Annotated in this window: 11 protein-coding genes; 6 read left to right on the top strand and 5 right to left on the bottom strand. The window is 68.4% G+C overall.

Features of this window, described 5'->3' with window-relative positions; translation table 11 throughout:
* Nucleotides 1-8 precede the first annotated feature (8 nt).
* Entirely contained in the window at nt 9-563 is a 555-nt protein-coding gene (locus ABD156_RS39585) for a TetR/AcrR family transcriptional regulator (protein WP_344286170.1), read from the top strand.
* 86 nt (nt 564-649) lie between these two features.
* Entirely contained in the window at nt 650-817 is a 168-nt protein-coding gene (locus tag ABD156_RS39580) for a hypothetical protein (RefSeq protein ID WP_344286169.1), read from the top strand.
* A 63-nt stretch (nt 818-880) separates the two neighbouring features.
* Here ABD156_RS39580 and ABD156_RS39575 read toward each other — a convergent pair whose 3' ends face one another.
* The 5 genes from ABD156_RS39575 to ABD156_RS39555 all read right to left on the bottom strand — a co-directional run bounded on the left by ABD156_RS39575 (nt 881) and on the right by ABD156_RS39555 (nt 8,532).
* A complete protein-coding gene (locus ABD156_RS39575; RefSeq protein ID WP_344286168.1) occupies nt 881-3,619 on the bottom strand; it encodes a bifunctional YncE family protein/alkaline phosphatase family protein in 2,739 nt (912 codons plus the stop codon).
* A 4-nt stretch (nt 3,620-3,623) separates the two neighbouring features.
* Nucleotides 3,624-4,976 carry an ABC transporter permease gene (locus ABD156_RS39570; RefSeq protein ID WP_344286167.1) on the bottom strand — a complete coding sequence of 451 codons (1,353 nt, stop codon included), beginning with the start codon at nt 4,974-4,976 and terminating at the stop codon, nt 3,624-3,626.
* Entirely contained in the window at nt 4,973-5,902 is a 930-nt protein-coding gene (locus tag ABD156_RS39565; RefSeq protein WP_344286166.1) for an ABC transporter ATP-binding protein, read from the bottom strand. Before ABD156_RS39565 ends, ABD156_RS39570 begins: the two co-directional genes overlap by 4 nt.
* Nucleotides 5,903-6,033: 131 nt before the next feature.
* Nucleotides 6,034-6,987 carry an MsnO8 family LLM class oxidoreductase gene (locus tag ABD156_RS39560; protein ID WP_344286165.1) on the bottom strand — a complete coding sequence of 318 codons (954 nt, stop codon included), beginning with the start codon at nt 6,985-6,987 and terminating at the stop codon, nt 6,034-6,036.
* 150 nt (nt 6,988-7,137) lie between these two features.
* Nucleotides 7,138-8,532 (bottom strand): APC family permease, encoded by a 1,395-nt coding sequence (locus ABD156_RS39555; protein WP_344286164.1) that lies wholly within the window; start codon nt 8,530-8,532, stop codon nt 7,138-7,140.
* Between the two features lie 163 nt (nt 8,533-8,695).
* On the opposite strand from ABD156_RS39555, the gene ABD156_RS39550 reads away from it, so the two are divergent.
* The 4 genes from ABD156_RS39550 to ABD156_RS39535 all read left to right on the top strand — a co-directional run bounded on the left by ABD156_RS39550 (nt 8,696) and on the right by ABD156_RS39535 (nt 13,142).
* Nucleotides 8,696-9,307: a TetR/AcrR family transcriptional regulator gene (locus tag ABD156_RS39550; protein WP_344286163.1), complete on the top strand. Its 612-nt coding sequence runs from the start codon at nt 8,696-8,698 to the stop codon at nt 9,305-9,307.
* A complete protein-coding gene (locus tag ABD156_RS39545) occupies nt 9,304-10,377 on the top strand; it encodes a DmpA family aminopeptidase (protein ID WP_344286162.1) in 1,074 nt (357 codons plus the stop codon). Before ABD156_RS39550 ends, ABD156_RS39545 begins: the two co-directional genes overlap by 4 nt.
* 657 nt (nt 10,378-11,034) lie before the next feature.
* Nucleotides 11,035-12,480, top strand: a complete 1,446-nt coding sequence (locus ABD156_RS39540) for a fumarylacetoacetate hydrolase family protein (protein WP_344286161.1) — start codon at nt 11,035-11,037, stop codon at nt 12,478-12,480.
* Nucleotides 12,468-13,142, top strand: a complete 675-nt coding sequence (locus ABD156_RS39535; protein ID WP_344286160.1) for a GntR family transcriptional regulator — start codon at nt 12,468-12,470, stop codon at nt 13,140-13,142. Before ABD156_RS39540 ends, ABD156_RS39535 begins: the two co-directional genes overlap by 13 nt.
* The last annotated feature ends 8 nt before the right edge of the window (nt 13,143-13,150 follow it).

Here is a 13,150-nt window from a genome sequence, read left to right as displayed (position 1 = left end):
TGACGCCCGTGCCCAGAACCGAACGTTCGCGAGCCGACGCCCAGCACAACCGGCGCGCCATCCTCGCCGCGGCGCGCACGGCGGTCCAAGGCAGCGGCGACGTCTGGCTCGACAAGATCGCGCAGGCCGCAGGGGTGAGCGCGCGCACGCTCTACCGGCATTTCCCGACCAAGGACGACCTGCTGACCGCAGTGCTCGAGGACTACTTCGCCGAGCAAGCGGAGCCGATCCGCGTTCGTGTCGACGCTGAGCCGGATCCGCGCCGGGCGCTGGAAATCGTGCTGGAGAGCGGGGTCGCCGCGTTTCGCGAGCACCCGGGGATCCTCGCGCTGGTCAACGGGAACGCCCTCGCCGCCTCGATCGCCGGGCGGCATCTGGGGGCGTTCGGCGAGGTGCTGTCCCGCGCGCAGGAATCCGGGGCGGTGCGTTCCGATCTGACGCTCGAGGATCTCCCCTGCCTGATCACCATGGTCACCGCGGTGGCGGGTGCGAGCTGGCCTCGCTATCTCGCCCTGCTGCTCGACGGCCTCTCCCCAGCCGCAGCCACCCCGCTGCCCGCCTGAGACAAAGAAAGCCCCCGCCCGCCAACAAAGCGGACAGGGGCTTTCCCTTACCGGCTAACCGCGAACGCACCTGAGCGTTCGGCGAGGTGCTGCCCGCGCAGGAATCCGGCGCAGTGTGCGCGGACGTGACGCTCGAAGCCCTCCCCTGCCTGATCACCATGGTCACCGCAGTGGCGGGCGCGAGCTGGCCCCGCTATCTCGCCCTACTGCTCGACGGCCTCTCCCCGGCCGCAGCCACCCCGCTGCCCGCCTGAGACAAAGAAAAGCCCCCGCCCGCTAACAAAGCGGACAGGGGCTTTCCCTTACCAGCTAACGAATCAGCCGTCCGATTCAGCCGACGGGATGAACGCCCCAGGCACCTGGTCCGGGGCGAAGATCTTGTCCTCGCCCGGATACGGCTGGCTCCACCCGTGCACCTGGTACCACGTGAAGTGGTCCATCTGCGCCGGGTTGGCGTAGTCCGCGGTGGCGTTCGGGCCGGTCAGCTTCTGCTGCGACTGCCATTGCTGCCACTGCTGCGCCAGCTGCTGCTTGTCCGCGGGCACCGCCGTCGACGCCGCCGCGGTGGAGGCCGTCGGGACGTTGTCCGTGCCGCACGACGGCGGGGTCTTCAGGCCCGCGGTCAGCGACGTCTGGTTCGGCACCGCGGTGAACGGCGTGGTGTCCGGCTTCTGCGTGAACGCGGTCGCCATCGGGGTGGCCGCGCTGTCCTTCTGGTTCATCGGGTGGATCCCGAGGATCTGCTCGATGGTGCGGATCATGGTGATCTGCGAGTAGTACCGGCTGTCGGTCGCGCCGCGCTGGGCGTACGGGCTGATGATCTGGATCGGCGCCCGGTGCCCGTCGACGTGGTCCAGCCCGGCCTGGGAGTCGTCCTCGACCACGAAGATCGCGGAGTCCTTCCAGTACTGGCTGTGCGAGATCTTGTCGACGATCTTGCCGACGGCCAGGTCGTTGTCGGCGACCTGCGCGGCCGGGCTCGGCGGGCCGCCGGTGTGGTCGCTCGACAGCCAGAACATGTTCAGGTTGGCCGGGCCGTTCTTCTCGAAGTCGTTCTTCCAGATCTCGTACCGGTACTGGTCCGGCACGTCGGTGTCGAACTTCGGGAAGCCCGGCACCGAAACGCTGTTCAGCGACGGGATCGGCGACGACGAGACCAGCGGGTAGGCGGTCGGCTCGCCGGTCGCGGCCATGTTCTTCGAGTCGCAGTACAGGTTCTGCCAGCTCGCGCCCGCGGGCTTGGTCAGGAACTGCTGGAACTCGCCGAAGTCGCGGACGGTCTTGCCCGCCGCCTGCGCCCCGGTCCACAGGAAGCCGCTGCGCTGGTGGCCCAGCGCGTCGTCCTCGGTGTCGTAGCTGCGCTTGTACTCGCCGGCCGACGACTCGGTGTACTCCGGGTTGTCCGCCTGCATCAGCCAGTTGTGGCCCTCGGCCGAGTTCGTGCCGATGTCGTAGGTGTTGTCGTACAACCCGAACTGGTCGGCCAGCGCGTGCTGGTTCGGCGTGACGGCCTGGCCGAACTGCGCGAGCGCCGGGTTGCCGTTGCCCTTCTTCATGTCGCCGAAGAGCTGGTCGTACGTCCGGTTTTCCTTGACCAGCAGGAAAACGTGCTTGATCGTGGACGGGTCGCCCAGGCGCTGCGGCACCGGAACCGGCTTGACGTTGCGGTTGCCGTTAGCCTTCTGCACCGAACCGGGCGTCCAGCCGTTCTGCTTGAACACCTGGTACGTCTGCGCCCAGGTCTGCCAGTCGGTCGGCAGGGTGAACCGCTGCAGGCTCGACGTGGTGTCGTGCGTGGCGTGCCCGGCCGCGGTGGTCGGGCGGCGGGCGTCGATGCCGCGGGTGTTCGCGACCAGGATGTTCTTGCCCGAGGCGGAAATGCCGGACGGGAAGTAGTCCGTCGGCAGCAGCCCGATGAAGGCGGCGGGGGCCTGCGGGAACCAGTAGCGGTAGACCGCGACCGCGTTCGCCCGGCCGAGGGTCACCAGCAGGTGGCCGTCGTCGGTGAGCGCGATGTCAGTCGGCTCGTAGCCGACGTTCGCCTCCGGCCACGGCTGCGTCGCGATGGTCTGCACCACGACGTTGCGCTGCGCGTCGATCACCGAAACGCTGTCGCCGCCGGTGTTCGCCACGAACAGCGTGTTGTTCTTGGCGCGCAACGCGGTCGGGTGCAGGCCGACGTCGATGCTCTTGACCGGAGCGGCGGGGTTCGCCAGGTCGATCACGCTGACCGTGCCGGTGGTGGCGGCCGCGGTCTTCGGGTCGGCGACGACGTCGGTGCCGTACGAGTTGATCGTGGTGTCGCCCGGCTTCGCCGCGCGGCCGCCCTCGTTGCTGACGTAGATCCGGTCGCCGATCCGCACCAGTGCGCGCGGCGCGTTGCCGACGGTCCAGCTCTGCTTGATCTGGCCGCTGGCGGCGTCGATGGCGACGACGCGGTTCTGTCCGTTCACCGCGGAGTACACAGTGGACCCGTCCGGCGAGAAGATCGCGCCAGCGGCAAGGGAATGCTTGGCCCCGTCAGCCGGGATCGCGACCCAGGTCGGGTTGGCGACGGTGCCGTCCGGGTTCACGTCGAACTTGCGGTAGCCGTCGATCTGGCCCAGCCACAGCGTTTTGCCGTCCGGCGAGTACGACGGGCCTTCCTGGCCGACGTCGTTGCCCGGCAGCTGCAGGTCGGCCTTCTTGTCCTTGCCGACGAGCTGCTGCACCTTCCAGCTCTTCAGGTCGACGATGGTCAGCGCGATGCCGCCGTCGGTGGTCAGCGCGGCGAGGTGGCTGCCGTCCGGGCTGACTGTCGAGGACATGATCTTGCCGTTGGGAACGACCAGCCGCTCGCCGATCGGCTTGAGGTACTGGTCGCTGGAGATGGTCAGGCCGTTCGCGGTTTCCTGGCCGACCTGGTCGGTGCCGAACTGCTTGGTGGAGGCGAGGCCGATGCCCGAGCCCGTGGCGACGAGCGCGACCGTGGTCGCCCCCGCCGTGACGAAGCGCAGCTTGCGGGATCTGCGGAGGTCTTTCTTCCCGCCACGCCTGCGACGGCGCGTTACTTGCATGTCCTCATCCCTTCGTGGAGGAGAGCAGTTCGACGTTGCCGTCGAACTGCCACAGCGGGTTGGGCCGGTCCCCTTCCGGGGTCCGCACCTGGAAGTAGCCGTTCACTTCCTTCGGTCCGTCGCCGTCGGCGACATACCGCCCGTCCGAGGTGACATCGAGCTGGTAGATCGCCTGTCCGGTCGCCGCGATGCCGGGGAGATGCCAGGAGACGACGCATCGCCAGTCGTTGCCGGGGCCTTCGGCCTCGACGAGGCCGCCGCCCTTGGTGCATTCCGTGCTGGTCGCGAGCTGCTCCTCCATGACGTCCGGACGGTGCAGCTGCGCGGCCTGGAGCCGGTAGAGGTGCGCGAATTCGGTGGACAGCGACTGCTGCAGCTTCGCCTGGTCGATGCCCGAGCCCGTGGCAGGCGTAGCGACCGCGACGACCGCCACCGTGATGCCGACCAGCGCGGCGAGCGGCAGCAAACCCGCGGTCAGTACGCGACGACCCGCACCGTCATACGTCAGATCGGTGAAGTCGCGTCGCACGAACAGCAGGTAGGCCAGCGCAGTCGCGACCACTGCCCAGACCAGGCTCACGCCGACGCCGATCAGCAGCGGACCGAACTGGGCCGGGTCGGTGAAGAGGCCGTTCCACGAGATGAACGCGTACGTCGGCAGCGCGAGCCGCACGACGACCGGCAGCGGCAGGAGCTGCGCCACCGCCATCACCAGCGCGACCACCGCGGGCAGCAGCAAGCCCATCGGCGACCGTCCTAATGCGACAGAGCCGAGCAGGCCGATCCCTGCCAGGGCAAGGGTTGGGGCGAGCACGCAGATCCAGGCGAGAATGACCTTCAGCGCCGCGTCGCCCGAGGACAGCAGGTGTCCGTCGAGGCCGATCAGCGGCTGCCCGCCGACTGCGACGAGACCGCCGACCGTACTGGACACCGCCAATCCGAGGACCAGCAACAAGATCACGGTGAGGCTGGCGAGCGCCTTCGAGACGAAGATCCGCCGGTACGACCGCATCGCCACCAGCAGGTGCCGCCAGGTGCCAAGCCGGTCTTCGGCGGCGAAGACGTCCCCAGCGACCAGCGAAGTCAGCAGCGGAAGCGCGTAACTGCCCGCGAAACCGAGCAGCACGAGCGGCCCAGCCCAGCCGGTGGTGTTCATCAGACGGCCGAACAGGGTGTCCACCGGCAGGTCGCTTTGCTGGCTGACCGCGGCGACGAATACTGCGGGCGCGAGCCAGCAGGCGAGCAGCAGTACGCGGATTCGCCACTGCGACAACAACTTCACCAGCTCGAACCGATAGCCGCGGCCCAGCCCGACCGGGCGGACCGGCGCCGGTGCCCGTTCTTCGGTGACGGTCATCGCTTCTCCCCCTGCTCCGTCAGCTCCAGGAAAGCCGCCTCCAGCGGCGAAACGACCGGAGCCAGTTCCCGTACGCCGATGCCCTTGCCGACGACGCGCGCGACGAGGTCGTCCAGCGCGGGCACCAGGCCGCTCACCACCAGGACGTCGGCCTGTCCGCGCGGGGCCTGGGTGTCGTCGAGCCGCAGCCCGGGCACGTTCTCGGCGATCTCGCGCGCGGCCTTCTGGTCCGAGGTGACCAGGCGGTAGGCCAGTTCGCGATCGTCGGAGGACAGTTTCGCCAGCGGGCCGGTGAAAACGACGCAGCCGGCGGACAGGATGGTGACCTCCGAGCAGAGCGCTTCGAGGTCGTCCATCCGGTGGCTGGACAGCACCACCGCGGTACCCTCGTCGGCGAGCCGGGTGAGCACGCTGTGCACGTGTTTCTTGCCCGCCGGGTCGAGACCGTTGGCGGGCTCGTCGAGGATCAGCAGCCGCGGCTTGGTCAGCAGCGCGGCGGCGAGGCCGAGGCGCTGGCGCATGCCGAGGGAGAACCCGCGCGCCCGGTCGTCGGCGACGTCGGTGAGGCCGACCTGCGCGAGAAGGTCGTCGAGGTCGACGGTCTGTCCGCGCAGCGAGGCGAGCGCGGCGAGGTTCTGCCGGGCGGTGAGCGAGGGGTACAGCCCCGGGCCGTCGACGAACCCGGAAATGCCGTCCGGGGTGGCGAGCGCGCGGCCGACCGGGCGGCCGAGGATCTCGAGTTTTCCCTCGTCGGCGACCGCGAGCCCGAGCAACAGGCCGAGCAGCGTCGTCTTGCCCGCGCCGTTCGGGCCGACGAGCCCGTGGATCTCGCCGTAAGCGACGTCGAGATCGACACCGTCGAGCGCGATGACGTCGCCGAAACACTTGGTGATCGCGCGGGCCCGCACCGCGTCGCTGGTTTTCATGAATCCCCACTTTCCGAAGCCGTGAGGAACTTAGGCACGACAAGTGACATGCGAACCCGTGCCAGGTTGAACGTTGGGGAAACCCCGTGCGCCACAGCCGATTTCTCGACGGTCAATCGGACAAAACAGGATCAATCGCGCGACGGCAAAGTGTCCGAGATCTCCCGGACCAGCGCATAGGACCGTTTCCGCTCCGCGTGGTCGTGAATCGGAGTGGTGATCATCAGTTCGTCCGCACCGGTGTCGGCGATGACTGAGCGCAACGAATTCCGCAGCGCCGCCGGGGCTCCGGCGAGCACCGGACCGGGGCCGATCGCCGGGTCCACGGTCGCGTCTTCCGGACGCGGCAACAAGATCCGCTCGCCGCGCGAACGGCTCAACGCTTTAGCCCGAATGGACCTGGCTAGCCATTCGGCTCGCTCCTCGGTCGCGGCGGCGACCACCGCGACGCTGACCACAATGGACGGTTCAGGAGTGTGGCCGGGGCGGAAGTTCTCGCGGTAGATCCGGGTCGCGGCGGTGGCTTCAGCGGGGCGGAGGTGGTAGGCGAACGCGTACGGCAGGCCTAGTTCGGCGGCGAGGTGCGCGCTCGCGGTGCTTGAGCCGAGGAGCCAGATGCCCGGCACATTCCCTTGCGCGGGAGTCGCGCGCAGTGGCTGGTCTGAGTCGGAGAAGTAGGTCAACAACTCCTTGATGCGGGCGGGAAAACTCTCCGCCGGGCCGGGGTTCAGCGCGTCGGCCACGCGTTGCGGACCGCCGAGCGCGCGGCCGAGCCCGAGGTCGATCCGGCCGGGATGAAACGCGGCGAGCATGCCGAATTGCTCGGCGACGACGAGCGGCGGATGGTTGAGCAGCAGGACGCCGCCCGCGCCGACGCGGATCCGTGGCGTGGCATCCGCGACGCGTGCGGCCGCCACAGCGGGAGCGGCGCTCGCGACACCACGCATGCTGTGGTGTTCAGGCAGCCAGTAGCGGTGATACCCCAGTTCATCGGCGAGTTCGGCGAGATCGACCGTGCGTTGCAACGCCTCCCGCGCGGTCGATCCCGCGACGATCGGCGACGTGTCCAGCACTGAAACCCGCACCAGGGCATCATCCCGCAGCAGGCTTTCCTCAGCAGTGCGGCATGGCTGCGTTCCGGCGAAGGTCCGTGAGGGGAACCCTGAGGGACTCTGAGTCCCTCAGGGTTCCCCTCACGGACCTCGGCATTGCGCGTCTGGCGGTCCGGCAGCGGGTTACGAGGTCTCCCGTACCGGCGCGGGCGCGGGCTCCTCTTCCGCCACCGCTTCGCTCAGCTGCCAGCCGCCCCGGCGACGCAGCACCACGAGGTAATACCCCAAGGCCAGCAACGCGATCGCGCCGGTGACGATGAGGCTCGGCCGTCCGATCACCGGGTCGGTCGCGTTCACGTAGAGCACGAACGCCAGCGCGATCAACGCCACCACCGGCGCGATCGGGAACCCGGGCATCCGGTACTTCGCCCCGGCCGTCGCCCCGGAACGACGGCCCAGAATCGCGCCGAGGCACAGCGCCGCGTACACGACGACGATCGACGTGCTGGTCACGACTGTCAGGATCTGCGGGTCCACAAAGCACAGTGCGGCGGCGATGAAGCCGGTCGCCAGCGTCGCGACCCACGGGGTGCCGAACTTCGGGTGCACCGCCGAGAGCGCGCGGTTCATCGCCTTCGGCCACGCGCGGTCCCGGCCGCTGCTGAACACCAGCCGGGAACTGATCAGCACGATCGCGAGGACGGCGTTGATGATGGCGAGCGCGACCGCGAGGCTCAGCACGGTGTCGAGCGTGCTGCCGCCGCGGGCCTGCACGAAGTACGACAACATGTTGGGAGAGCTGAACAAAGTGCCGAGATCGGGCGCACCCATCAGCACGGCGGTGACCGGGATCAGCTCGGCCAGCACGGTGACCCCGAGTCCCATGAGGACAGCGCGCGCCACCCCGCGTCCGGCGTCCTTGGTTTCCTCGCCGAAGTAGACAGCCGAGCCGTAGCCGTTGTAGGCGAAGATCGCGATCGCCGTCGCGATCATCACCGCGCTGATCGTCGCCGGACCGCCGCCCGGGGCGACCGGATGCGCGAGCAGATCGGTGAACGGACGGGCCGGCTTGGCCAGCCCGAGCACCGCGACCACGGCCAGCGCCAGCAGCTCCACCGCGAGGAAAATGCCGGTGACCCAGGCGTTCAGCTTGATGTCGAACACCGCGACGATCGCGGCGAGCACGCACGTCACCGCCGCCACGACCGCCGGGGACACGCCGGGCAGCACCACGCTCAGGTACTGGCCGACGCCGAGCGCGATCACCGCGACGATCAGCACCTGCGTCACGATCATGATGCCCAGCACCATGAATCCGGGCAGTTTGCCCAGCGTGCGCGCGGCGATCGTGTACTCGCCGCCCGCGGACGGGAAGGCCGAGCCCAGTTCGGCGTACACGAAGGCCATGAAGATGCCGACTACGGCGGCGGCGAGGAAGGCGTAGAAGGCGCCCGATCCGGCGCCGGTGAGGACGCCCGGTGCGATGACGAACACCGAGGACGCCGGGCTGATCGCGGAAAGCGTGATCAGCAGCATGCCGAGGGTGCGCAACCCGCGGCGCAAGACGGGGGTGGACAACGCTGGCCTCCATCAAGTCGTTGCTCAAGTACGTTGTTTGAATGGAACTCAAATAACCAGCCGGGCGTTCAGCTAAGGCCCTCACGCCCGCCACGTCAAGACTTCTGCGGTCTCGATCCGTTCAGGACTTGCATTTTTCGAGATTTGTTCAAAGAATCAAGGCATGGCAAGACCGAGCAAGGCCCCCGAGCGGCGGGCGGAACTGGTGGCCGCGGCGCGGCACACCGTCGTCGAACGCGGCGTGCTGAACCTGAAGCTGCGCGATGTCGCGGACCACGCCGGCATGTCGCCGGGTTCCCTGTTGTACTACTACCCTTCCCTGAGCGACCTGCTTGAAGACGTGCAGCAGGAGGCCGTCGAACGCTTCTGCGTCGCGCGTGAAGCCGCGGTCGCGGCGGAGGCCGATCCGCGCGCCCGGATGCGCGCGATGATCGGCAGCGGCCTGCCGAACGGCAAGAACGACGAGCTGTGCGTGCTGCTCTACGAACTGGGCACCATCGCCCGCCGCGAACCGGCTTACTCCGCGCGGCACATCGCGCTGTACGAACGTCAAGTCCGCGGGTACGTCGGCATCCTGGAAGCCGGTGCCGCGACCGGGATTTTCGACCTGACCGACGACCCGGTCACCATCGCCCGCAACCTCGTCACCCTCGAAGACGGGTACGGCCTGCACCTGACTCAGGCGGTGCCGCCGCTCGACCGGTCCGTCGCCGAGGCGATGGTGCTCTCCTATGCCCGCGTTTCGACCCGATGCTCCCTGGAGGCCCCCGCATGACCCGCGCCCGCGACCTTGGCTTGACGCTTGGCGGCAAGCCCGGCCCGCACAACGCGATCACCGACATCCCCGGCGTCGAGGTCGGATACACCACCTTGATCGAAGGCTCGTCGGTGCGGACGGGGGTCACCGCGATCCTTCCGCGCGGCCGTTCCCAGTTCGATGTGCCTTGTTCGGCGGGCACTTTCTCCTTGAACGGCAACGGCGAAATGACCGGCCGGGCCTGGCTGGCCGAGACCGGGTCCTTGACTCTGCCGGTCTTGATCACCAGCACCCACTCCGTCGGACAGTGTCACCGGGGCACGATCGATTGGGTGGTGCGGGAACGCCCGGACGCCGCGGCGGAGTGGCTGCTCCCCGTGGTGGCGGAGACGTGGGACGGGTACCTCAACGACGTCAACGCCCCGACTATCCAGACTGAGCACGCCGTCTCCGCCATCGATGCGGCTGCCTCCGGCCCCATTGCCGAGGGTTCGGTGGGCGGCGGGACCGGGATGACGTGTTATGGGTTCAAGGGCGGTACCGGGACTTCTTCGCGGGTTGTTTCGCACGGTTCGGACAGCTACACCGTTGGGGCCTTGGTGCAGGCGAACTTCGGAAGCCGCCCGGAGCTGACGGTGGCCGGATCGCACCTAGGTGCCGAGCTTCTTGACGACAACCCGATGGCCGACACGAGCTGGCTCGCTCCGGCTGGTGCCGGTTCGGTGATCGTGGTGATCGGGACTGATGCGCCTCTGCTGCCTGGTCAGTGCACTGCTCTGGCCCGACGGGTGCCGCTCGGGCTGGCCCGGACCGGGACCACCGGCTCGCACTTCTCCGGAGACCTGTTCCTGGCCTTCAGCACGGCTAACGCGGGTGCTTTGACCAGCCATTTCCCCCGGCCGGACGACGAACCTTACGAGAGCATGCGGTTCATCCCGTGGGGTGCGATCGATCCGTTCTTCGAGGCAGTGGTGCAGGCGGTCGAGGAGGCGGTGCTGAATGCGCTGGTGGCCAACGAGGAGATGACCGGGCACCGGGGGCATCGCGTTCCGGCGCTTCCGGTGAGCCGCTGGAAGGAGGGGGCCTAGAGCAGGCGCGGCGGGCTCGCCTGGGCGCTTTGGCTGAGTACGCGCCGCGCCCGGGCGAGCCGGGACTTCGTCTCATGGACCCGCCCCCGCCGAGAAAAGCCTCGTGAGCGCCTGTCACGGTTCTGACCGGGATGGGCGCTCACGAGGCCCATCTTGACGCCGACGCATAATCCGCCGAGAAGGGCGCAGCGCACGCATCAGGACGGCTAGGTCTCTGAGCCCCTTGGTATCTCCTGTCTTGTGCACGATGAACGCCGCCAGACCGAGCACGGCGACGAAGGCAGCCAGAGTGCACAGGGGAACCACCAGCAACAACAAGTCAACTCCGCAACGACGTACACCGGCCCCGGTGCCAGTGTCGATGCTTTGAGTTGTCTGCAGTTGCTGTCGCTCATGTTGATCCGACCCTGAAACCGAGCAGCCATCCGGGCGCTGCTCTGTAGCTGCCTTGCGCAGCCCGCGCTGTACGACACCAGCGCGTCCAGGGCTCCCCAGCAGGGGCCATGAGCCACAAGTACCGCAGATAGTACTGGCCAGCGTGCGGCACCGCGGTACCACTCCGCCCAGCGCGTCGCCACCCCTTGCCCCAACCGTCCAGGATCGTATATCTTTTGAGATATCTTCCTCTCCCGACGACATCCGGGCAGGTCAACCCCCATGAGTCCCGTATCGAGCACCACCCCGCCGGAGCGGCCGGGCAAGGTCATCGCGCTTCACCTGAACTATCCGTCCCGCGCCGAGCAGCGCGGGAGGACCCCGGCGAAGCCCTCGTACTTCGTCAAGCCCACCACCTCGATCAGCGCCTCCGGCACCCCCATCGAGCGCCCCGCGGGCACCGAACTTCTCGCCTTCGAGGGCGAGATCGCGCTCATCATCGGCAAGCAGGCCCGCCGCGTCTCCCCCGACCAAGGCTGGAGCTACGTCGAGAGCATCACCGCCGCCAACGACTTTGGCGTATACGATCTGCGGCACGCCGACGGCGGTTCCAACCTCCGCTCCAAGGGCGGCGACGGCTTCACTCCCCTCGGCCCGGCCACCATCCCAGCCGCCGAGGTCGATCCCGCGAAGCTGCGCGTCCGCACCTGGGTCAACGGCGAGCTCGTCCAGGACGACACCACCGAGGACCTCATCTTCGACTTCGGCACCCTCGTCGCCGACCTTTCCCAGCTGAGCACCCTCGAGCCCGGCGACGTCATCCTCACCGGGACTCCGGCCGGGTCGTCCGTCGTGCAGCCGGGCGACACGGTCGAAGTGGAGGTCAGCGGCGGCGCGAAGACCACCGGGCGTCTCGTCACGCCGGTCGTGGAGGGCACCAGGCCGCTCCCGGAGTTCAGTGCTCAGCCCAAAATCGACGACAACCAGCGCGAACAGGCTTACGGCGACAGGGAATCCGCAGGGCTCCCGGCGGAATTCGTGCTCACCGAGGAACTCAAGACCAAGCTCACCAGCGTAGGCACGGCGACGCTTTCCGCCCAGCTGCGCAAGAACGGCTACAACCACGTCTCCATCGACGGCCTCGGCTCCACCCGCCCGGACACGAAACTCATCGGCCGCGCGCGGACTCTCCGCTACCTCCCCTTCCGCGAGGACCTCTTCAAGTCCCACGGCGGCGGCTTCAACGCCCAGAAACGCGCCATCGACTCGCTCAACCCCGGCGACGTCCTGGTCATGGAAGCCCGCGGCGAAAAGGGAACCGGCACGATCGGCGACATCCTCGCGCTGCGCGCCCAGGTCCGCGGAGCAGCGGGAATCGTCACCGACGGCGGCGTCCGCGACCTGGCGGCCGTGGCCGCGCTGGACATCCCGACTTACCACTCCGGACCGCACCCGGCGGTGCTCGGCCGTCGTCACGTTCCGTGGGACGTCGACATCACCATCGCCTGCGGCGGCGCAACAGTGCAGCCGGGCGACGTGATCGTGGGCGATTCCGACGGCGTCCTGGTGATTCCGCCGCACCTGGTGGAAAAGATCGCGGACGCGGCGATCGAACAGGAACGCCAGGAAACGTTCATCGCGGAGCAGGTCGCGAACGGCGAAAGCGTCGACGGCCTCTACCCGATGAACGACCACTGGAAGGCCAGGTACGCCCAGTGGCGCCCGTAGCAGGCGAGAGCAAGTCCCAGCGCGCGTACCGCTGGATCAAGGACCGGATCGCCGACCGGACCTTCGGCCCCGGCTATCGCCTGGTACTGGGGCAAATCGCCAAGGAACTGGACGTCAGCGTCGTCCCGGTGCGCGAAGCGATCCGGCTGCTCGAAGCCGAAGGGCTGGTCACGTTCGAGCGGAACGTCGGCGCGCAGGTGGTGATGGTCGACGAGACCGCGTACGAGCACACCATGCAAACCCTTGCCCTGGTGGAAGGTTTCGCCACCTCGCTGTCCGCACCGAAACTGTCCGCTGAGGACATCGAACGGGCGCGCGCGGTCAACGAGCAGATGCGCCTGTCACTGGAGAAGTTCGAACCGCACCGGTTCACCGAGCTGAACCAAGAGTTCCATTCAGTCCTCTTCGAACCGTGCCCGAACCCGCACGTGCTCGACCTCGTGCACCGCGGCTGGCATCGGCTGGCCTCGCTGCGCGATTCGACGTTCAGCTTCGTCCCGGGCCGCGCGCACGAATCCGTCAAGGAACACGAACAACTGCTGGTGCTGATCGAGCAGAACGCCGACCCGCTCGAACTCGAGCTGGCCGCGCGCCGGCACCGCACCGCCACCCTCGACGCCTACCTCGACCGGCGGGCCGCCCCGCCCGCCGAAGCTCCCTAGGAAGGACC

This window comes from Amycolatopsis albidoflavus (genome assembly GCF_039525725.1).
GTDB classification, from domain to species: Bacteria; Actinomycetota; Actinomycetes; order Mycobacteriales; family Pseudonocardiaceae; genus Amycolatopsis; species Amycolatopsis albidoflava.
This window is presented reverse-complemented; position numbering and strand designations above follow the sequence as displayed.